The organism is Roseobacter insulae (genome assembly GCF_019375555.1).
Taxonomy (GTDB): Bacteria; Pseudomonadota; Alphaproteobacteria; order Rhodobacterales; family Rhodobacteraceae; genus Roseobacter; species Roseobacter insulae.
In genome coordinates, this window is record NZ_JAHXDN010000005.1 from 22,284 (window position 1) to 40,442 (window position 18,159).

23 protein-coding genes and 1 pseudogene are annotated in these 18,159 nt (G+C 58.7%); 8 read left to right on the top strand and 16 right to left on the bottom strand.

Translation table 11 applies throughout. The annotated features are described in order from the left end of the window. Positions 1 to 36: 36 nt before the first annotated feature. Positions 37 to 240 (bottom strand): hypothetical protein, encoded by a 204-nt coding sequence (locus KX928_RS17150; protein WP_219505167.1) that lies wholly within the window; start codon positions 238 to 240, stop codon positions 37 to 39. Between KX928_RS17150 and KX928_RS24335 the strand changes: the two are divergent. From KX928_RS24335 to KX928_RS17175, 5 genes and pseudogenes are all read left to right on the top strand, one after another. Continuing rightward, a pseudogene (locus tag KX928_RS24335) lies at positions 235 to 405 on the top strand (integrase core domain-containing protein); the annotation flags it as partial. The gene KX928_RS17150 and the pseudogene KX928_RS24335 sit on opposite strands and share 6 nt — an antisense overlap. 217 nt (positions 406 to 622) lie before the next feature. After that, positions 623 to 1,264 carry a DUF998 domain-containing protein gene (locus KX928_RS17160; protein WP_257883900.1) on the top strand — a complete coding sequence of 214 codons (642 nt, stop codon included), beginning with the start codon at positions 623 to 625 and terminating at the stop codon, positions 1,262 to 1,264. A gap of 10 nt (positions 1,265 to 1,274) precedes the next feature. Beyond that, positions 1,275 to 1,796, top strand: coding sequence for a DUF421 domain-containing protein (locus KX928_RS17165; protein ID WP_219505171.1), 522 nt, complete (start codon positions 1,275 to 1,277; stop codon positions 1,794 to 1,796). A gap of 262 nt (positions 1,797 to 2,058) precedes the next feature. Then, positions 2,059 to 3,132 carry a PRC-barrel domain-containing protein gene (locus tag KX928_RS17170; protein WP_257883901.1) on the top strand — a complete coding sequence of 358 codons (1,074 nt, stop codon included), beginning with the start codon at positions 2,059 to 2,061 and terminating at the stop codon, positions 3,130 to 3,132. Positions 3,133 to 3,308: 176 nt separating this feature from the next. Continuing rightward, positions 3,309 to 3,563, top strand: coding sequence for a GlsB/YeaQ/YmgE family stress response membrane protein (locus tag KX928_RS17175; RefSeq protein ID WP_219505173.1), 255 nt, complete (start codon positions 3,309 to 3,311; stop codon positions 3,561 to 3,563). Between the two features lie 38 nt (positions 3,564 to 3,601). On the opposite strand, the gene KX928_RS17180 is transcribed toward KX928_RS17175, so the two are convergent. From KX928_RS17180 to KX928_RS17205, 6 genes are all read right to left on the bottom strand, one after another. Beyond that, a complete protein-coding gene (locus tag KX928_RS17180) occupies positions 3,602 to 4,738 on the bottom strand; it encodes an AI-2E family transporter (protein WP_219505175.1) in 1,137 nt (378 codons plus the stop codon). Beyond that, positions 4,728 to 5,708 (bottom strand): endonuclease/exonuclease/phosphatase family protein, encoded by a 981-nt coding sequence (locus KX928_RS17185; RefSeq protein ID WP_219505178.1) that lies wholly within the window; start codon positions 5,706 to 5,708, stop codon positions 4,728 to 4,730. The genes KX928_RS17180 and KX928_RS17185 overlap by 11 nt, the downstream gene beginning before the upstream one ends. Before the next feature lie 16 nt (positions 5,709 to 5,724). Continuing rightward, a complete protein-coding gene (locus KX928_RS17190; protein WP_219505179.1) occupies positions 5,725 to 6,672 on the bottom strand; it encodes a YihY/virulence factor BrkB family protein in 948 nt (315 codons plus the stop codon). 65 nt (positions 6,673 to 6,737) lie between these two features. Then, positions 6,738 to 7,856 carry a DUF3618 domain-containing protein gene (locus KX928_RS17195; RefSeq protein ID WP_219505182.1) on the bottom strand — a complete coding sequence of 373 codons (1,119 nt, stop codon included), beginning with the start codon at positions 7,854 to 7,856 and terminating at the stop codon, positions 6,738 to 6,740. Further along, positions 7,846 to 8,247 (bottom strand): phage holin family protein, encoded by a 402-nt coding sequence (locus tag KX928_RS17200; RefSeq protein ID WP_219505184.1) that lies wholly within the window; start codon positions 8,245 to 8,247, stop codon positions 7,846 to 7,848. Before KX928_RS17200 ends, KX928_RS17195 begins: the two co-directional genes overlap by 11 nt. Continuing rightward, positions 8,244 to 8,726, bottom strand: a complete 483-nt coding sequence (locus KX928_RS17205) for a hypothetical protein (protein ID WP_219505186.1) — start codon at positions 8,724 to 8,726, stop codon at positions 8,244 to 8,246. The genes KX928_RS17200 and KX928_RS17205 overlap by 4 nt, the downstream gene beginning before the upstream one ends. A gap of 281 nt (positions 8,727 to 9,007) precedes the next feature. On the opposite strand from KX928_RS17205, the gene KX928_RS17210 reads away from it, so the two are divergent. Next, positions 9,008 to 9,505, top strand: a complete 498-nt coding sequence (locus KX928_RS17210; protein WP_219505189.1) for a ferritin-like domain-containing protein — start codon at positions 9,008 to 9,010, stop codon at positions 9,503 to 9,505. Between the two features lie 2 nt (positions 9,506 to 9,507). On the opposite strand, the gene KX928_RS17215 is transcribed toward KX928_RS17210, so the two are convergent. Beyond that, positions 9,508 to 10,293 carry a Crp/Fnr family transcriptional regulator gene (locus tag KX928_RS17215; RefSeq protein ID WP_219505191.1) on the bottom strand — a complete coding sequence of 262 codons (786 nt, stop codon included), beginning with the start codon at positions 10,291 to 10,293 and terminating at the stop codon, positions 9,508 to 9,510. 101 nt (positions 10,294 to 10,394) lie between these two features. Between KX928_RS17215 and KX928_RS17220 the strand changes: the two genes are divergently transcribed. Further along, entirely contained in the window at positions 10,395 to 10,553 is a 159-nt protein-coding gene (locus KX928_RS17220) for a YqaE/Pmp3 family membrane protein (RefSeq protein ID WP_219505193.1), read from the top strand. Between the two features lie 5 nt (positions 10,554 to 10,558). Beyond that, positions 10,559 to 10,897, top strand: coding sequence for a DUF4112 domain-containing protein (locus KX928_RS17225; RefSeq protein WP_219505195.1), 339 nt, complete (start codon positions 10,559 to 10,561; stop codon positions 10,895 to 10,897). Positions 10,898 to 11,270: 373 nt separating this feature from the next. Here the strand turns inward: KX928_RS17225 and KX928_RS17230 are convergent, their stop codons facing one another. From KX928_RS17230 to KX928_RS17265, 8 genes are all read right to left on the bottom strand, one after another. Further along, a complete protein-coding gene (locus KX928_RS17230; protein WP_219505197.1) occupies positions 11,271 to 12,413 on the bottom strand; it encodes a C45 family autoproteolytic acyltransferase/hydrolase in 1,143 nt (380 codons plus the stop codon). A 1-nt stretch (position 12,414) separates the two neighbouring features. Continuing rightward, entirely contained in the window at positions 12,415 to 13,497 is a 1,083-nt protein-coding gene (locus KX928_RS17235) for an extracellular catalytic domain type 1 short-chain-length polyhydroxyalkanoate depolymerase (protein ID WP_219505199.1), read from the bottom strand. A 29-nt stretch (positions 13,498 to 13,526) separates the two neighbouring features. After that, entirely contained in the window at positions 13,527 to 13,943 is a 417-nt protein-coding gene (locus KX928_RS17240) for a ribbon-helix-helix domain-containing protein (protein WP_219505202.1), read from the bottom strand. 213 nt (positions 13,944 to 14,156) lie between these two features. Then, entirely contained in the window at positions 14,157 to 14,873 is a 717-nt protein-coding gene (locus KX928_RS17245; RefSeq protein WP_219505203.1) for a Crp/Fnr family transcriptional regulator, read from the bottom strand. A 317-nt stretch (positions 14,874 to 15,190) separates the two neighbouring features. Then, positions 15,191 to 15,694 carry a DUF3299 domain-containing protein gene (locus KX928_RS17250; RefSeq protein WP_219505205.1) on the bottom strand — a complete coding sequence of 168 codons (504 nt, stop codon included), beginning with the start codon at positions 15,692 to 15,694 and terminating at the stop codon, positions 15,191 to 15,193. Beyond that, complete coding sequence (locus KX928_RS17255) at positions 15,688 to 16,191, bottom strand: DUF3299 domain-containing protein (protein WP_219505207.1); 504 nt, start codon at positions 16,189 to 16,191, stop codon at positions 15,688 to 15,690. The genes KX928_RS17250 and KX928_RS17255 overlap by 7 nt, the downstream gene beginning before the upstream one ends. A gap of 17 nt (positions 16,192 to 16,208) precedes the next feature. Continuing rightward, positions 16,209 to 17,459 (bottom strand): ABC transporter permease, encoded by a 1,251-nt coding sequence (locus KX928_RS17260; RefSeq protein WP_219505208.1) that lies wholly within the window; start codon positions 17,457 to 17,459, stop codon positions 16,209 to 16,211. Next, positions 17,456 to 18,157 (bottom strand): ABC transporter ATP-binding protein, encoded by a 702-nt coding sequence (locus KX928_RS17265; RefSeq protein ID WP_219505211.1) that lies wholly within the window; start codon positions 18,155 to 18,157, stop codon positions 17,456 to 17,458. The genes KX928_RS17260 and KX928_RS17265 overlap by 4 nt, the downstream gene beginning before the upstream one ends. Positions 18,158 to 18,159: the final 2 nt, after the last annotated feature.

Consider the following 18,159-nt stretch of genomic DNA (forward strand, 5'->3'; position numbering starts at 1 on the left):
AAATGTTTGACCATTCGCGTGGATCGCAAGCTTAACTCAGGCAGCACCGTTCGACGCCTTGAGCGATCTGTTCATGATGCGCGGTGTTCCGTCGATTATTCGATCCGGCAACGGACCCGCGTCCGTGGCCCGGGCCGTGCAGGACCGGATAAAGGCGCATAGTGCAAGGACGGCTACTTCGAACCGGGCTGCCCGTGGCAGAATGGATACTACGAGAGCTTCAATGCTCGGGTCGGGCATGAGTTCCTAAAAGGCACGATTCTCTACGGCCTGCACGCAGCAAAAATCCTGATCGAAGACTGGCGGAAACACTACCATAGAAAACGTTCCCGCAGTGCTCTGGGCCATCGCCCGCCAGCTCCGGCAACCATCGCCCCATGGTTCCAAAGGCCGGTCATGCACTGACACTCAGTTTGGACCATTCACATGGGGCTGGGCCGCAGTCATCGCGCAAAACATTCCCTCACCTTAAGCTGTCTAAGATTAGCTTCTGGAAGCTTTGAACGTGCAGACAACTTGCCACGCCGGACAGATTGTTCAAAAAACTGCGCAACCCGAAGATCCAATGTGACAGTCGATGTACCGTCGTCTAGCCTGTTCACAGGCGTGAAAGGTCCGCATGATGAACCACAAGACCATGGCTCTTGATACAGCGCTTCTTTTGGTCGCCGCTTGGATCGCGATTGGCGGCACGGTCGCGATGCTGGTTGGAAACGTTGTCGGGAGCATCGTTGTGCCGGATCACGACTGGGTGGCCGACACCGTTAGCGACCTGGCTGCCGGTCGATACGAGATCATCCAGGACGTCGCACTCTATGGTTTTGCCGGGTCGCTGATTGCCTGCGCCATCGCAGCCGCGCATCTTCATTTAGATGGGACGCGCTGGAATATCGGTGTGGCCTGCCTTGCGCTACTTGCCATGTGCGTGGTGGTTATTGGCGCGCGCAATGAATATGGCGACAATGATACCGAGGGCGTCGTGATCCACATCTACGTCGTTTATGTACTTGGCCTTCTGTTTGCTGCCCTGTTTCTGACCATGGGCCGTGGTCTATCCCACATTGCGCGGCGGTATGGTGTTATCAGCTACTGCTGCGCGGCGCTCTGGATCATCGGCGCACCTGTCTTTTTCTTCATGCCGACCGGATATGACGGCGCTTTCGAGCGGGGTCTGGGCGTGATTGCCGTGGTCTGGGTCCTGTCTTTCAGCTGGATGCTCATCTCGGTTGCTCGGGGCGCAGAGCAGATCAGAGAAAGAACATGAGGATAGGGTTATGATTTTTGATCACGCTTTGGCAGATGCGATCGCCAGGGGCCTTGTTTTAAGCGCACTCGGTCTCGGCTGGATTCTCCTGCTCGTCCGCATTGTGGGACTTCGGTCGTTCTCAAAAATGACGAACTTCGACTTTGTCATGACCGTGGCTATGGGGTCGTTACTGGCAGGTGCGGCGCAGACCGGCAGATGGGTGGACCTCGTTCAAACCTTGACGGCAATGGCCGCACTCTTCGCGATCCAGTTCAGCGTCGCGCATATCCGACAACGATCAGATCGCTTGGACGCCGCACTGCAAAACGCTCCCGTTTTGCTGATGCGTGATGGTGAGATCCTTCACGCGGCATTGCGTCGGACGCGTGTTACCGAAAGCGACCTGATGGCGAAACTGCGCGAAGCCAATGCGCTCCAGATGTCGTCCGTGCGGGCCGTTGTTCTGGAAACGACCGGAGACGTGTCGGTGTTGCACGGCGACAACGTGGATCAGACACTGCTGAGGGGCGTCGAACGCGACAGGCGGTAGCTGTCCGCATCGACCCGCAAAAATGCCGCCAAACTTGTCAGGGATTAGTGTCTGAGCCCAACCCATCCCGGTACGGACTGTTACCTTGGAAAGAGCTTCAAGGACTGGCAACTCTGCCCGTTCAGGCACTCGGAGGATGAGACGGACACGTGTCAAAACGCTGCCTTTCAAATGCTCTGCAAATCAACTTTTGGCCGAGATTGCACATCTCGAGCGCACGCCTCTGGACGGTGCTCGGTCTTGGTCATGTGAAGGAACCGCTATGAACCCTATACTGAAAACTCTGCTTGGCACCGCCGCCATCGGTGCGTTCGCCGCAACGGGCGCTCTTGCCCAGTCGACCACCGACAGCAATGAGACCGTCGTTCCGACCGAAGGCGGCCAGGTCGTTGTTGAGCAGGAAGATGCAACCGTCAACGTGACCGTTCCCGACCCGAACGTCGAAGTGACCCAGGGCCAGCCCGTGGTGACGGTTGAGCAGCCACAGCCCGAAATCACCGTGGTGGTGCCGGAACCGACCGTGAAGGTCCGCCAGCAAGCGCCCATCATCACCGTAGAGCAGGCCCAGCCACAGATCACGGTCGTGATCCCCGAGCCGATTGTCACCGTGATGGTGCCCAAGCCCGAAGTGGACGTGGAAACGGGCGAGCCGATCATCGACCTTGATCAGCCTGAACCCGTCGTGCGCTTTATCCGCCCGGAACCGAAGATCACCATTCAGGAAGCGCAACCGCGTGTGGAATTCCAGCAGGGCGAGGCGCAGGTGAACATCTCCGATGCGGTGGATGCTCAGATCGACGTCACGCAGGAAGAAGCGCAAGTGAACGTGGAACAGGGCGACAGCGCCAATGTGTCCGTCACCAGTGAAGAGCCTGAGGTCAACGTCGTTGATGCGGGCGAAGCGAATGTCAAAGTCGAACAGATGCAGGCCCGTGTCGTGATGGAAGACTTCAAAGCAGACGAAGCCGGCAACATGGCTGACGAAGACCGCGCCCGCTACCAGGAGACGGTCAAGGTCCTGCCGATCTTCGACCGCAAGGCCGAAGACCTGATCGGTCGCAGCGTTGCCACTGAAACCGGTGAAGACGTGGGTGAGGTCGATTTCATCGGCATACGTGGCCAAACACTTGTCGCCATCATCGGCGTTGGTGGTTTCCTCGGCATGGGTGAGAACGAAGTCGCGGTGCCGGTTGAAAAACTGATCTTGCGCGAAGACGAGCTGATCCTGCCGGAGTTCACGCAAACTCAGCTGGAGAACATGCCGGAGTACAACGAGAACGAAGTGCGCGTGCTTGACCCGGGTCTGCGTCTGGCCGAACAGCTCGGTCTGGACTGAGTTGCAGTTTGGTGCGGCCAACCGTCCGCATCTCGCTGAAGTAGGTAACGAGTTCGCTGCCGCTGGTGTCCCCCGGCGGCAGCTCTTTAATGTCAAGGTGGTGGGCGCGAGACACTTGTGCAGGGCAATGCTTCCCGCAAACCACTTTCCCCCCAGAACTGAAAAGGACTAACACAATGACCGGAATAGGATGGATTGGCTCACTGATCATCGGCGCGCTAGCCGGCTGGATCGCAGAGAAGATCATGAAATCGGATCAGAGCCTGCTGATGAACATCGTGCTCGGCATCGTCGGTGCGCTTGTCTTGAACTGGCTGCTTATCGCAATCATCGGCACAACGCTTGGCGGGTGGATCGGCCAGTTGATCGTTGCCGCCGCCGGAGCATGTCTGCTGATTTTCATCGGCCGCTTGATCCGCCGAAAGACATAACCCGATATCAGCTGGCGGTGCGGGCCGCCGTTGGCTGATTATGCCTTCGCATCGGCCGCTGATGCATCATCATTCAAATCTCCCAGAAACCGCGCCAGTGTCTGCAGCGACTTGGTCTCATCACAGGCAATCTTGAGCACGATCAAGATGGGCAATGCCACGATCATGCCGATGATCGACCAGATCCAGGCAAAGAATGCGACGAACAGGAAAACGACCGGGGTGTTCAGTCGCATCCTCCGCGAGATGACGAGCGGTGTGATGAACTGACCCTCTATGGATGTGAGGATAATGTAGGTGACAAATACCCCTGCCGCCGCCCATGTGCCTTCGAGGCTCACGAATGCGACCGCTGCCGCAATGGTCGCCCCCATGAGACCGCCCAGGAATGGCACGAAGTTGAGGCCAAAGGCCATGAAACCGAAGATGACCACGCTCGGCAGGCCCCAGAAGTGCATCGCGATTGCGACGGCGATGCCAAGGCCCGCGTTGATAATCGCAATGCCGCCCAGATAGTAACCCAGACGATCCTCAATCGAATGCACCACTGCCACGGCGCGCCGCTTGTCACCGAACCGCTCGAAGCTTTGCACGGTCTTGGTCAGAAACATGTCGCCCGAGGCGATCAGGAAGAACAACAGGATCAGGGCAAATAGAATCCGGCCAAGAAAGCCGGGCGCCATGCTGAAAAGAGTTGCAGCGACCCCGGTGTTGGACACCACCTCAACTTCCACGGTCTCGGCGTTCTGATCTTCGATGATTTCCTCCGCGGCCACTGTTGCGTCATTGATGGCTTCCAGCGTTCCGCCCGCGGCGGAGAGCTTTTGCTTGATCTCGTCCATCAGCGACGGAAGGTCCTCGATGAACTGCGCCGCGGGTGCGCTGAGTTGCACAAGCAAAAGCACGATCAGTGCAGTGAGAATGGTGGTGAACAATGCGGCAGAAACGACCGGCGCAATGCCGACTTTGGACAGCAGGCGGCGCGGTCTGTTCAGGACAAAATACCCAAGACAGGCCGCTGTGACCGGGATCAGGAAGTCGCTGGCCCAGACCAACGCCTGTAAGAGCAACAGGCAGAAAATACCGATGATCGGGATTTCCAGACCTTTCCAAGACGTATCTGGCGTACGCTCTACCCGCTCTGGATCAGGCGGCTTTTGTAAATTATTCTCCATTGCCAGCCTGTGCTTCCTGAGAAAGGAAAACAGTGGCAGCAATCGGGAAATGATCCGATCCGAATTTTTCAAGCCTGCGGAACGAGACCAGCCCCACATCTTTGGTGATGAACAGCTGATCAATGGGCAGACGTATGAACGGGTAATCTGCGTGGAAGCTTGCGATCATTCCTCGTCCAATACGCGGTTCCAGAAGATTGCCGTACCGTTTGAAACGGCGTGTGGTCCAGGACCATGCAACATCGTTGAAATCCCCCATCACGATAGTCGGCCGTTCCGACGACTGGGTCATCAACGCGGCGTCCTTGATCTGCTTGTCGCGCACCGCCGTGGTGTTGCCTGGGACGGGGGGCCGCGGATGCAACCCGATGAAATTGAGCGCGGTACCGCCCGGTGACGCCATCACAGCCCGGACGGCGGGCGTGTCATCGGCAACTGGCCACAGCAATTCGACGCGGGATGTCTCCAGCCGCGTTGCAAAGATCAGCCCGTAATGGTCGTCTGCAATGTGTGATTTGACGGTTGGATATCGGCCCAGCACCTCTGACAGAGCAGCGTTCCAGGTTTCGTCGGTCTCCATCAAAAGCAAAACATCCGGGTCTTCGCGCTCAAGAATGGCGATTAATTCATGGTGTCGGGCGTTTTCCATCAGCACGTTCACTGACAGCAATGAAACTTCTTCCGAGGGTGATGGTGCGCTTGCTATTTCGATTTCTGTACGCGCCAGCGGTGTGTAGGGGAAAATCTGCACCCCCTGGTAGACCATCACCGCGACCAAAACTGTGGCAAGTAGAGGCTTCAGGGAAATCTTGGAAGGCAAACACGCCGACAGAGCCAGCAGCGCAACACCGGCGATGTGCACGCGCGGGAAATCCCACATGCGGACCCACCAGGTCACGCTGTTGGTCAGCGGCAGGAGCGTGATGATTGCGAGGACGAGGGCTACACCCCAGAAAACCCAGTTCAGCATTTGGAAGAGTTCGGTATCATGATTTCGCAGCCTCGCCCAAAGTGTCGGCCTTTACAGCATCTCGCGACCCCATGGGCGCGTCGGGGCCTATCGTCGTATCCTGTCGCGTTTGCGCTTCCATCTCGGCGTTCAGCTCGGCCCCAAGCAGAATGATAAAGGCGGAGATCCAGAACCACATCAGTAGCACAATAACCCCGGCCAGCGTCCCGAAGCTTTCGTTGTAGGACCCGAAGTTGCCGACGTAAAACGCAAATCCGGCCGAGGCGATGACCCAGATGAGGCATGCAATGATCGCCCCGGGTGACGCCCACTTCCATCCCGGCGCGTCGCGAGACGGCGCATATCGATACAAAACGGAAAGCCCGAAGACGGTCAGGCCAAAGAGCCCGATCCAGAGGCCCGCGGTCATGAGGACCTCGAACACCGGACCAAATTCCAGAAGTGCCAGAACCGCGGGCAATCCAAGGGTTGCCATCAAAGCAACCAGAAGGCCGATCATCAGAAAGAGCGTCAGGGCAAGCGTGACAAGTTTGAGTTTTATGAAGCCGCGCTCTTCGTTCTCGTCGTAGGCGACATTGATCCCTTCGATGAGGCTCGCCATGCCCTTTGAGGCCGAATAGAGCGCGATCAGCACCCCGGCAAAGGCTGCAAGACCAAGTCCCCCCTCGCGGGATCCCGCCACTTCGGTCGCCTGGCGTGTCACGATTTGGATCACTTCCTCCGGCATGAGACCCGACAGTCTTTCCAACTGATCGACGATCTGGCTCGGTTCGATCAGCAACCCGCTGATCGCGACAAGAGCGGTGATGGCAGGAAAGAGGGCCAGCAGTCCGTAAAAGGCGACACCGGCAGCGATCAGCCCTACCCGGTCGGCGGCGATTTCGTCCTTCACACGAAAGGCGATGTCCTTCCAGCCCGTGGCTGGAAGCTCGGTCGGGGTTTCGGCGGAGCGGCCGCGTGCCATGTCAGAACCTCAGAATTGGAAGATTGGAGAGCGGGAAAGGGCCGTACGGCCCTTCCCCAAGTTCGTCAGGTCCGCGGCTTGCCAAGGTTCTTGTCCTGCGCTTCGGACTTTGCCTTATCCGCAACCCGCTCTGCCGCGTTCTTCGCCTTGTCGCCAATCGCTTCGGCTGCAGACTTCTCACCCGGTGCACCGCTGTCAAGGTCGGCTTTGGCTTCGGCTGCGATGTCCTTGACTTCATCCTTCACCGCGTCAGCGACAGACAGGGCTTTTGCTTTTTCTTCTTGGAAGATGCGTTCGGCCTCATCGAACAGGCTGTCACTCTGCGTGCCCATCAGATCGTTTTCGGCCTTTGTGCGCGGTAAAGCCCCGCCCAACGCGGCCCCGACTGCGAGTGCGAGCGCGCCAACGACCAACGGCTGTTGATCATAAAAGTCAGCCGCCGCATCCGTCCCCTGGTGCATCGACCGCGCGGCAGAGCGGCGCATCTCGACGGCCTTCTGGCGTGCGGCGATCACACGCTTGCGACCTTCTTCACTCAGGGTCTCGGTGCCCTCTGCGATACGGTTTCTCGCCGTGGCCAGGCCCTGCTTCGCGGATTGCGTCGCAGTCCCCACCGTCGATTTTGCGGAAGACGCGGCATCGCCGAGCGCGGAGGCAGCGCTCGCAAGACCGCCCTTCACCGATTGCGCGCCGTCCGCCGCCTTGTTCTTGACGGCTTCGGCACCGCTCGACAGACGATCACCGACCGAGGGGCTATCGCCATAATCGTGATCCCGCGCCCAGGCGGGTACTGATGCGGATCGCGTGCCATGGGTAGCAGGCGGCGTATCCGGCATCCCGCGCTCGACACCACTGTGGCGGACATCACGCTCCGCCGGGCTGTAGCGGTCATCGTCGAAGTCATCGGCAGCGCGGTGACGTAACTGCGGCTGCTGCGACCCTCCGAACATCAGCCAGGCCAGACCGATGCCGGTCAGCGCCAGCGGGATCGGGTTGGCCTTGACCTGATTGGAGATCGAGCGGCCCATATCGCCGCCGTGCTCACGAAACTGATCGCCGATCTGGCGCACAAGCGTGTCGATTGAAAACTTGTCCTGCAGGTCCTCCAGATTGGAGGTCAGGTCGGACCGCTGTTCTTCAATTTCGCGTTCGATTTCCTGCGGGCTTCTGGTCTCATTTGTCATCGTAGGCTTCCTTCACGGCTGCGGCATCGCGCTGGACGTTCTTCACGGTCCGCGTCGGCGCCAGGCTTGAGAGTTTGAGGTCGTTGACGCCCTTGTTGATCAAAACGAAGGCGATGATGCCAAGTGCCGCGCCGACGATCAGCGCCGACCAGCCGGCGTCCAGCCCTGCTTCGGTCAGCGCGGCGACAAGGGCTGCGGCAAGAACATTCAGCGCGACAAGGGCGATAAGTGCGGCACCGGCAATCAGACCGATGGCGACACCGGCCTTGGTGACGTTCTCGCTGATTTCCGCGCGAGCCAGATCGACCTCGTTGCGCACCAGTCCACTGACGTTGCTCATGGCGTCGGTCAGCAGATTTCCCGCGCTCTTGTTTGTCGTGTTGTCGCTCATGAGACCTCTCCATGCGCTGTCGTGCCGGGTGCAATACGAGTGGTCTCAACCTCACGCCCACCCGATGCTTTTGCAAACCGCGTCGCCGCAAAGCCGATCAGGGCAGCGCCGCCCAGAAACACCAGCGGGTTATTCCGAGCGAAGGCGCTGACGTCCTGCACCATTTCACTCAGATCCTTGTTGCGCATGGCTTCAGACGCATCTGCCAGCCCTTCGGCAATCTGGCCGAATGTGCGTTCCTGCGGTGAACCGCTGCGCATTTGCTCGGCCGCGGTGCGCAAGGCCGAGGCAACACCGGACATCTCGTCGGCGACAGATGACTTAGCAGTTTCGGCCTGGTCTTTTGCGGCGGAGGCGGCATCTTGCGCAACGTCACGGACAGCGGTTTTCGCGTGCTCCGTCAGTTCGCCAGCCTTCTGCTTCGCTTGCGATGTGGGGGATTGGGCCGACGTGTGGCCGGGCGTATCTTGTGTCGACATGTATCTCTCCAATTCAGATTCAGAACAGAAAACTGATGACGGCCAAAACGACGACGATCAGTCCGATGAGGTAAAAGACGTTATGCATTGGGGGCTCCTCTGAAGGGGCGTGACTGTGGTCAGCCCACTATGAGCAGCTTAGGCGGTTGAAAATTGTCGTGCGGGGCGCAGACGCTAATCTGGTTTAGTATTTGCCCAATCGGGGGCCTTTCCAGTCAGATCGTCTCTGTTGCGGTGGTCGATTCCCGTTAGCGTGAAAGCTCACCTCGAAAGGATCGAACATGAGCATCGACACTCTGGAAGACCTCTATCTTGAACAACTCAAGGACATCTACAGCGCCAACAAGCAGGCATTGACTGTTACCAAAGAGATGGCAACGGCAGCGAGCAACAAAGGCCTTGCCGATGCGCTCACGGCGGGAGCGGACGGCATTCAGGACGGCATCGACGCCATTGAGATGATTTCCAAACGCCACGATGAAAGCCCAAGTGGCGAGCATTGCAAGGGGATGGAAGGCCTTGTGAAAGAAGCACGGGCCCACGCGATCGAAGAGACATTTGGCGAGGACGCGACCAAAGACGCGATGATCATCACGCAATACCAGCGGCTGGTCCACTACGCCATTGCGGGTTACGGCTGTCTTGCCGCCTTCGCTGACCGGCTGGAGCTGGATGATGATGTGGCAGTGCTCAATAAGTGCCTTGATGCATCCTATGACGGTGATCGCACCATGACCGAGCTTGCGACAGCCGGGATCAACAAAGACGCAGTTGCCTGACCCTAGACCGGCTTGGCAAGATCTGCCGAGCTGGTCGCCTTCGCCCCAATCGCGGGTGGAAACCAGGATGTGTCCATGTCAACGAACGCGTTGACGAACTCGCAGTCCTTTTCCCATTCGTCCCGCTTGAGCAGTCGAACATAGGGGCGCTCGATCTCGATGTCACCGTTCTCGACAAAACGACGCAGCAGTTTGTTGACGTAAATCGACGTCAGCCCGACCGCCTGCCCGATCTCGACCTGGCTGAAGGGCACCTGAAACCGGTTGCCAAGACCGACATTTGCCACCTCCAGCCGCGACCGGAGCTGCAGCAACCAGAACCTGAGCTTGCCAGACGCATCCATCGACCCAAGACTGCTGGCGTGATGACGCAGCGCGATCTGATCAAGACTGCCGACGGCGGTGAGCAGCGCGCCGAGGCGCGGGTACTCGCTGTAAAGCGGCGCCAATCCGCCACGGGGAAATGGGCAGATCACACCGTCTGTCTGCATCATGATGCGATGGCTGGCGCGTGACGATCCGATTTCGGCAAGTCCCATGACCTCGCCCGGCAGATAAACGCGCAGGATCTGACTGCGCCCGTCCGAGCTGTCCGCTTTCACAACGGCCCAGCCGGTCTTGAGGACCATAATCCCTTCGGTTCGATCCCCGACACTGACAACCGGCCGACCCTTGTTGCGCGGGTGTTCATCCTTCTCCATCTGGGCAATGAAGGCACGTTCGTGATCGGTGAGGGTCACGAAACGGGATAGTCGACTGACAAGGCAGCTTTGATATTCTTCTGACATACCGGAAGTTAACACAGATTAAGACGCATGACCTCGCCTATCTCAGTGCAACCTGCCATACCTCGGGGAGTTTCCCACGAACATCGCAAGAAAGAGCGCTCATGGACCTCATCCGTATCATCCTTTCCGTCATCATACCGCCGCTTGGCGTGTTCTTGCAGGTCGGTTTGGGAAAGCACTTCTGGCTGAACATCCTGCTGACCTTGCTGGGCTACATCCCCGGGCTTGTGCACGCAGTCTACATTGTCGCGCGCAAGTAGCCACCATGTCCCGCGCCGAGATTAAGAAACTCGATCACCTCTCCTCGCTGCTGGACAGCCGGTTCCGGATACCCGGCACGCCCATCCGGTTCGGGTGGGATTCGATTCTGGGTCTCATTCCCGGTGTCGGTGATCTCGCATTGCTCGGACCGTCTGCATATCTCATCTACCAAGGCTACAGGCTTGGCGTTCGCAAGCGCACAATTGCGCGTATGGTGGCAAATACAGGGCTGGATTTTTTCATAGGCGCGGTGCCAGTCCTCGGCGACGTGTTTGACCTTGCCTTCAAGGCGAACAACCGCAACGTCGCGCTGCTGCGGAAGGATTTGGGGGACACGTCCTAATCCCCAAAGGACGTGCCGTTATTGCCGACATTGACGTTCAGCTTGCTTGTGAAGTCACCCAAAGGCAGGGTGTCTGCCGTGACGGTGCATATGGGCGTAACACACCCGCACGCGCACCAGACATTCCAGTACGATTTGCAAGCGTCTGCGCCGCACATACGGCACATCGGAATTTTCGCGCGGTCGCTCAGGTATACCTCGATGGCACCTCGCATCTGATCGACCCGATGGGGATGGCCGGGGAGTCTCAGATCGTGCGGATCAGGGCCGGTATGGCTGTGGCAGAGGTCGTACATCTGTCCAGCTTTCGGCCCAATATGGCTGACAGAAACGACTGTATCGGCAGCGATCCCTGAGCTGCGGACATCTCGTCTTACGCAACGGTTCGGGATGCCGACGAGGCCGATGACAGGTACGCGCTCACCTCCCGACCGCGGCCCGCCGCGTAATCAAGCGCCATCTGCCTCCAGTCGATCATCGCCGCCTGCGACCACACTGTCGCGTCAATGGCTACCACGCGGTTCGCCGACCCTCCCTCGCTATGAGCACTCGAATAGTCAGCAACATGGCGCCCCTCCTCAAAAGCGTCTATCGTCTGATCCCATTCCTTGCCATCCATCGAGAGTTTAAGAGACCGTGCCTTCGGATCATATTCCGCCGTGAACAGCGTGCCAAAGCCCTGGGCAAACCGATCTTGACGCAACGGTGCCTTGCGAAAGTGACGTCCAAGACGGAGCGGGGTGGCCCGTAAGGTTTGCAGATATGCATGCCGCTCGACGGTCTGAGTAAAGACGGGCCGATCGGCGACTTTGCCCGTGCTTTGGTGATTTGTCGCAATCGCCTCAGGCATGACCGTTAGCCCACCGCCCGGGGCCAGTTCCACGCTTGCGGTTCGGCCTGTCGCATCGGCAAGAACCACATTGTAGGCCATGTGGGATGGCAGGCGCCGCAGTGTTGACAGGGCTGCTTCCACGTCCTCGCAGGTCTCCAGCACGTAGCGCAGGATCGTTGTTATGCCGAACCCCTTGGCGATGTCGGACCTGCCGCCATAGGCCAGCGCGACGCTGAGACCCGCATCGTTGATCCCATCCGACACCCCCCAGAGGAATTCAACCATGCCCATTACCGCACGACCCGTCCATTCCGTGCGCAGCAACAGCCCCTCGTTCAGGTCCGGCGCCAGGTCGTAGTTGCGCGCCAGCCGCACATCATCCCCATCTGAAACCGCAGCGAGCGAACAGCCGCCAAGATAGGGCGGCGGGCACCAGGTGGAGAGGAAGCGCGCGGCGCGATCAGACCCGCCCGAAAGTGCCACCAGCCTGTCATAGGTGCCGATAAGTTCAGGCATGTGGCCTTTCAATGCCGCGCGGCAGGCAGTGCGTGACGGCCCGGCATCGCCACCGCGTTCGATGAACCATTCTTCATATGCAGGCCAGGACCGCGCCCAGCGCGCCGCCCATTTCGGGCCAGGAACAGCTTCATCCACCGCGTCGAAGGTCAGTCTCATAGGTGTCATTTCAGATGTCCTTGATCTGAGTTTGGAAGAAAAAGTGGATCATCTTCGCGCTGGCATTTGGCCCGTTGGGATCGGTGTAGGATCCACCCGGATGGCCTCCCGACCATGCATGACCCTGCCCCTCGATACTCCAGTGTTCGACCACGACTGTGCCGCGCGCGTCACTTGAGATTTCGCGGCAGTAAGTGCGGCCTGCCGCCTTGCCCGACGAGGTCGTTTCGATGCTCTGAGGAACATGCATTAAGCGAGCCCGCCGCGCGATCGCATCACCGTTCGACGGATGAACTGTGCTGTCGGCGGTCCCGTGAAACAGGATCGTCCGCACCCGCTCATCGCCGGGGTCCGGGACGGGACCTTCCAACGCGCTGCCTGCCATCGCCGCAAAGGCAGATGGCACGTCCTTTGCCGACCCAAGCGGCAATCCGGAATGTGCGCCAACAGCGGCGAAGACATCCGGATAGGCTTCCCCTAGGATCACCGCCATAGCCGCGCCTGCCGAGAGGCCTGCGACGAAGGTATCGTCGCGACGAACATCATGTTCGGCACAGACCTGCTGCGCCAATTCAGCCAGAATCGCAGGCTCGCCTCGACCGCGACGTTGATCGCCGCGACTGAACCAGTTCCAGCAGGATTGCGCATTTTCACCACGCGACTGGGCAGGGTAGACGACGACAAACCCATGCCTTTCGGCGAGAGCGTTCATGCCGGTTCCGGCTGCAAAATCCTCAGGCGTCTGGGTGCAGCCGTGCAACATCATCACCACGCCGCTGACACCTCCCGAGGCGGTGGCCGGGATGTAGGTACGAAAGCGGCGGCTGCCTGACGAACCGGTGAAGGTATCATCCTTAAAAATCGCGCCTTCGGGAATTTTGAGTTCCGGCTTTCCTGTCTGGATGCGCGGACCGGGGACCCTCGTCAGCAATTCGTTAAGTGATGAGAGGTTCGGAAAATCTGTCTGTGTGCCCTGACCGGACGACGGTGTAAGGCCGTGTTGCGCAAGCGTGCGCTGCACGAGATCATTGGCAGCCGACAGCCGTGGGGCATCGGTCGCCGGGCGCGTCGCGCCGACGTTGAAGAGTTTCATGGTGCTTCCTTTGTTAAATCTAATGCGGCCTACTTGATACGGTCGCCAAGAGCCTTCTTGATCTCTGCGGTGGCCTGTAGGGCACCGAGCACGGTGATTGACCCAATGGTTTGAAGAGCCAGCTCGGGCGTGACGTCCGCATCGATCCGCGCCAGTCCGACGACTTTGACGTGGAGCATCTCATCCGCGTCCCGCAGCGCTTCGAGGTCAGCGACGGTATAGTCCCGCAGCCCCAATTCCATGGTGTGCCGCTCCAGCGATTTGCTGACGACCTCACCGTGGCTTTCCAGCTGATTGCGAATCGCGGTGCGGATAAGATCACTTCGGTTGGAGTAAAAGCCCTCCTGAACGAGCAGGTCGATGCGGCCGAGGTCGACAAAGCCCAGGTTAATCGTGATCTTTTCGTTCTCCGGTCGCCTGTCGCGGAGCTGTGTGATATTTTCCATATATAGTCCCTCCATCTGCATGGATGTTATATGGATGTCTTGCAGATGTATTCAAGGTAAAAGTACCGCGCCCTTACGGAAGGGCCGCCTCGGTTGCATGTGCCATTGGCTCCCAACGACATCCATGTATGAGAATACGGGGGCCGCAGCGCTTATGGCCGTGGCAACGGCCAAGTGTCCCAGCCTGCGGAGGCGGCGAGAGAGACCTTCACGTCAGATTTCGAATTCGCTCAGATGCTCGGGATTGAATTCAGACATTTCAATCAGAGCTTTGACATTGTTCAGACGCACATGGTCCTTCTCAACCGAGATGAGATCGATATCGCGAAGGGATTTCAACGAGCGGTTGGTATGCACAAGGCTCATCCCAAGCGTATCCGCCAGGTCCTGTTGGGTCATGGGTATCTCGAGCCAGTCTCCGTTATTGTCCCCGATCAAGGCAAACCGATGCCAGAGTTCAAGGAAGAGATGAGCGAGCCTCTGCCGCGCCGACAACCTACCCAGCCTTACCGCTTGATCACCAAGAATTGCGAACTCGCGCGCCGTACACCAACTCAACCCTGCAGCAATGATGGGGAACTTTTGGGAAATCTCTATGACGCGACGGGGATCGACGACGGAAAGCTTCAGGGGTGTCAGTGCCGATGCACTATACGTCGCTGTCGCCCGGAAATTCACATGCAACCCCAGAATGTCACCGGGTAGCGCATAGCTGAGGATCTGGCGGCGACCATTCGACAGCACGCTGTACCGTATCGCCCAGCCTTCGATCACGATAAACGTCGTCCTCAGGTCTTTGCCTTCCACAATGAAGTCGCGACCTCGGTCCGCATTCAGGGTGTTGTTCTGCAGCCCTTCAAGAAACTCAATCTCCTCCTCGGAGAGCAGGCAAAGCGCACCAAGTTTACGAACAAGCGGGCTTGCGGACATTGCCGGCTTCAGATCTGTCGCTATTCCGCCCTGCACCTGACGTGTTCCCTCAATGTTCACAGACAGAGTGCCTGAAGTATAACCTATGTTACATCATCGGCGGTATCGGCGCCGCAAAATTCGGCTAAGGCAGGGTCAGGAACGATAAATCGCCGCGAGCAGACAGTCGCTTGCGATGCAAAAAAACACCTGGTCTCGCTAGGTCAGAATGGCGGAGGAAGCGCATGTTTGTGGCATGTTCGTTGAAGCCACCGCAAGTCGCATCGCGTGGCGTGTGGCTTTCGCCGAAGACACCGGCGGGAGAGCCGTCAGACTGATCAGAAAGGCACTATACGATCTGCCGACAGAGCATAGGCGATGTCAGCCAACTGTGTGGATGTCGAAGCAGTACCAAACATGCCTATGACGTTCACCGGCTCGAAAAGGCCGGAGCTTTCGTAAGGCACTGCGGTGGTGACAAAGACCAGCTGGTTTGCAGGCGGCGGCGGCACATGTACGCATGCACCCACGAACGGCACCAGTATGAAGGCAGTGACACCAGTGCCGGAATAGTCAACCGGGACGATAAATCCCGGCAACCGCACGATCTGGCCATTCCAATCCGTGCGCACGCCCTGTGATGGCGGTTGTTGACTGGAAAGGCTTGGACCGTCGTGTTGTATCAGGCCCTGAATGACCGGGGGGATCGCCGGTTGGCCTTCCGGCACCAGATCGGTCCACTCCAGATCAATGAAATCCTCTGCGAACGCACTGTCTGACGCGGCCGCGAACGCGACGAGTGCTGCCAGCATTGTCCGCCGGTCCAGGTGATTTGCTACCATTCGTAGGCCTCGATGAGATCGGCGGTGAGCCCGTAACCGATGTCTGCAATCGTTGTGGATTGCAGTTCGTGCCGCATCCGGCCCGTAACCCAAACCGGATCCCAGAGTTGGTCACTTGGCCACGGCTTCTTGCTGTCCACGAAGACAAGCTGGTTTGCGGGAGGCGGCGGCGTGTGGATACAGGCCCCGACGTAAGGCACCATGATAAAGCTGGTCACGCCGGCCGTCGACATGTCGATAGGCAGCACGTAGCCGGGCATCTTGATGTAGGCACCGTGCAGGTCCTTGTTCAGCTTGGTTGCGTTCTCGTCGAACTCGGGCAGCCATGTGTCATTTATCGCGTCAATTTCACCCTGACCAATGATTTCGGCATAAGGCACACCGGGAGGGATGAGGTCATCCCAACCGATCACCCGAGGTGTCGTGGCAAAGCCGGCGCGCGGTAGGGCGGCGCAAGCCGCAGCAGCGGCAATGAGATGGCGGCGGGACAGTGTCATTGTGTCAAACCCCTCTGCTAAATTCGTATCATCATACCATCAGCGAGCGACATGCGGTAGGCTCGGAACGCGGGCAACATGCTCACAATCGCGCCAGCTGCCACAACGCCTGACAGGACCCAAAGCTCTCGAAGCGACGGTGCCTCGATCGGGAGCCAAAGGCCAAAGGCGGCGTCCACAAGCGGCTGTGCCACGACAAGCCCCGCATAGAGCAGAACCAGTCCAATAACCGCACCGATGGCGGCCATCAGGGCAGCTTCAAGCACGAGAAGGCTGAGGATCACACGGGGTCGGGCGCCCATCGCGCGGAAGATCGCCATTTCGCGGCGGCGTTCGTTCAGGCTGGAAAAGATCGTCGCCATCATGCCGATGAGCGCGGTAACTACAACCATGCCCGATACGGCGACCAAAGCCGTCTCCGCGATCCCAACGATCTGCCAAAGCTCCTGCAAGGCAACACCGGGCAGGATCGCCAGCAACGGCTCAGATGGGTATTCGTTGATCGCGCGCTGCAGGCCAAACACCTGAAGGCGGCTTTTGACGCCCACGAGTGCCGCCGTAACGGCCTTCGGCTCAAGCTCCATCTGGCGGATTACGTCAGCGGGTGTCGATTGACCTGGAATCCTGGCACCACTCCGCCAATCCACATGTATTGCCTCGATCGCCTGCAAGCTTACGATGACGGTGCGGTCAACGGGAGTGCCGGTCTTTTCCAGTATGCCTGACACGCGAAAAGGTTGATCTTCATGCTCGACAAAGGACGCAAGACCATGAGCTACGACGATAGGGTCTCCGACATCATAATTCAGCGTCGCCGCCACGTCCGCACCGATGACTGTATCGAAAAGGTCATCCATAATAGCGCCCTGATTTACGACAAGCGATTTGCCGGCGCGGTATTTATAGCGCTCAAAGAACGCCTTGGATGTTCCCATGACCCGGAACTGTCGATGGCTGTCGCCAAGTGAGATGGGCACGATCCAGTCCACCTCTGGACGGGAAGCAATGTCCTGATAGCTTTCCCAAGTCAGATTGTTTGTCGCGTTACCAATGCGGAATACCGAATAGAGCAGTAACTGTACCGAGCCCGAGCGGGCCCCGACAATTAAATCAGTGCCAGAGATCGTATCCGCAAAGCTGGCTTTCGCACCGGTGCGGACCTTTTCCACACCCAGGAACAACGCGACCGAAAGAGCAATGGCAAGGATGGTCATGCCAACGGTCAAAGCGCGCGCCATCAGGGACCCAAGGGCAAGGCGTAGTATCATGCGGTGAGCCGTGCGGGTTCACTGACATCCGACATTTGAATGACCCGGTCGAAATGCTCTGCCAGACGCGCATCATGGCTTACCATCAGAAGCGTACTGCCAGCCTCGTCAGCCTGCGCGAACAGAAGAGAGAGGAATGTGGCCTGTGTCGCCGCATCCAGTGCTGACGTCGGCTCGTCAGCTATGATGAGCGGCGGCGCACCAATCAGGGCGCGGGCAGCCGCGACGCGCTGCTGTTGTCCGACGCTGAGGGTTCCGGCCTGTGCCGAAACTGCATTTTTGGGCAACCCCAAGTTCATGCAGAGGGCTTTAGCTGTTTCCCGCGGCGCAGGAACGCGCGCGCGGCGCAGGCGGGTAAAGCGTAAGGGGAGTATGATATTGTCCAACACGCTCGCATAAGGCAGCAAGTTGAATTGCTGAAAGATCAAGCCGATCTGTTCCGCGCGAAACCTGTCCCGTTGGCCCGCTGAAAGAGACGCGATGTCTGTGCCAGCAACTGTGATGACCCCGGACTTCACCGTGATCGTGCCGCAGATCAAAGACAGGAGAGTTGACTTGCCAGAGCCACTTTCGCCCAGAAGCAAGACACGCTCCGCCGGAGCGACCGAGAAGTCGGGAACTTCAAGCCCAAAAGACGCCCGGCCCGGCCATTGATATCGGACATCCTTCAGGGAGAGTATCGGAGCAATTGAACCCATCT

Excerpts from the sequence above, each read along its gene's own strand:
- KX928_RS17220 (WP_219505193.1), top strand. The coding sequence starts at position 10,395 with ATGGACCTCATCCGTATCATCCTTTCCGTCATCATACCGCCGCTTGGC.
- KX928_RS17240 (WP_219505202.1), bottom strand. The coding sequence starts at position 13,943 with ATGGAAAATATCACACAGCTCCGCGACAGGCGACCGGAGAACGAAAAG.
- KX928_RS17230 (WP_219505197.1), bottom strand. The coding sequence starts at position 12,413 with ATGACACCTATGAGACTGACCTTCGACGCGGTGGATGAAGCTGTTCCT.
- KX928_RS17260 (WP_219505208.1), bottom strand. The coding sequence starts at position 17,459 with ATGATACTACGCCTTGCCCTTGGGTCCCTGATGGCGCGCGCTTTGACC.
- KX928_RS17185 (WP_219505178.1), bottom strand. The coding sequence starts at position 5,708 with ATGCTGAACTGGGTTTTCTGGGGTGTAGCCCTCGTCCTCGCAATCATC.
- KX928_RS17215 (WP_219505191.1), bottom strand. The coding sequence starts at position 10,293 with ATGTCAGAAGAATATCAAAGCTGCCTTGTCAGTCGACTATCCCGTTTC.
- KX928_RS17175 (WP_219505173.1), top strand. The coding sequence starts at position 3,309 with ATGACCGGAATAGGATGGATTGGCTCACTGATCATCGGCGCGCTAGCC.
- KX928_RS17160 (WP_257883900.1), top strand. The coding sequence starts at position 623 with ATGAACCACAAGACCATGGCTCTTGATACAGCGCTTCTTTTGGTCGCC.
- KX928_RS17165 (WP_219505171.1), top strand. The coding sequence starts at position 1,275 with ATGATTTTTGATCACGCTTTGGCAGATGCGATCGCCAGGGGCCTTGTT.
- KX928_RS17170 (WP_257883901.1), top strand. The coding sequence starts at position 2,059 with ATGAACCCTATACTGAAAACTCTGCTTGGCACCGCCGCCATCGGTGCG.
- KX928_RS17235 (WP_219505199.1), bottom strand. The coding sequence starts at position 13,497 with ATGAAACTCTTCAACGTCGGCGCGACGCGCCCGGCGACCGATGCCCCA.
- KX928_RS17210 (WP_219505189.1), top strand. The coding sequence starts at position 9,008 with ATGAGCATCGACACTCTGGAAGACCTCTATCTTGAACAACTCAAGGAC.
- KX928_RS17250 (WP_219505205.1), bottom strand. The coding sequence starts at position 15,694 with ATGGTAGCAAATCACCTGGACCGGCGGACAATGCTGGCAGCACTCGTC.
- KX928_RS17150 (WP_219505167.1), bottom strand. The coding sequence starts at position 240 with ATGCCCGACCCGAGCATTGAAGCTCTCGTAGTATCCATTCTGCCACGG.
- KX928_RS17245 (WP_219505203.1), bottom strand. The coding sequence starts at position 14,873 with ATGTCCGCAAGCCCGCTTGTTCGTAAACTTGGTGCGCTTTGCCTGCTC.
- KX928_RS17200 (WP_219505184.1), bottom strand. The coding sequence starts at position 8,247 with ATGAGCGACAACACGACAAACAAGAGCGCGGGAAATCTGCTGACCGAC.
- KX928_RS17205 (WP_219505186.1), bottom strand. The coding sequence starts at position 8,726 with ATGTCGACACAAGATACGCCCGGCCACACGTCGGCCCAATCCCCCACA.
- KX928_RS17195 (WP_219505182.1), bottom strand. The coding sequence starts at position 7,856 with ATGACAAATGAGACCAGAAGCCCGCAGGAAATCGAACGCGAAATTGAA.
- KX928_RS17180 (WP_219505175.1), bottom strand. The coding sequence starts at position 4,738 with ATGGAGAATAATTTACAAAAGCCGCCTGATCCAGAGCGGGTAGAGCGT.
- KX928_RS17225 (WP_219505195.1), top strand. The coding sequence starts at position 10,559 with ATGTCCCGCGCCGAGATTAAGAAACTCGATCACCTCTCCTCGCTGCTG.
- KX928_RS17265 (WP_219505211.1), bottom strand. The coding sequence starts at position 18,157 with ATGGGTTCAATTGCTCCGATACTCTCCCTGAAGGATGTCCGATATCAA.
- KX928_RS17190 (WP_219505179.1), bottom strand. The coding sequence starts at position 6,672 with ATGGCACGCGGCCGCTCCGCCGAAACCCCGACCGAGCTTCCAGCCACG.
- KX928_RS17255 (WP_219505207.1), bottom strand. The coding sequence starts at position 16,191 with ATGACACTGTCCCGCCGCCATCTCATTGCCGCTGCTGCGGCTTGCGCC.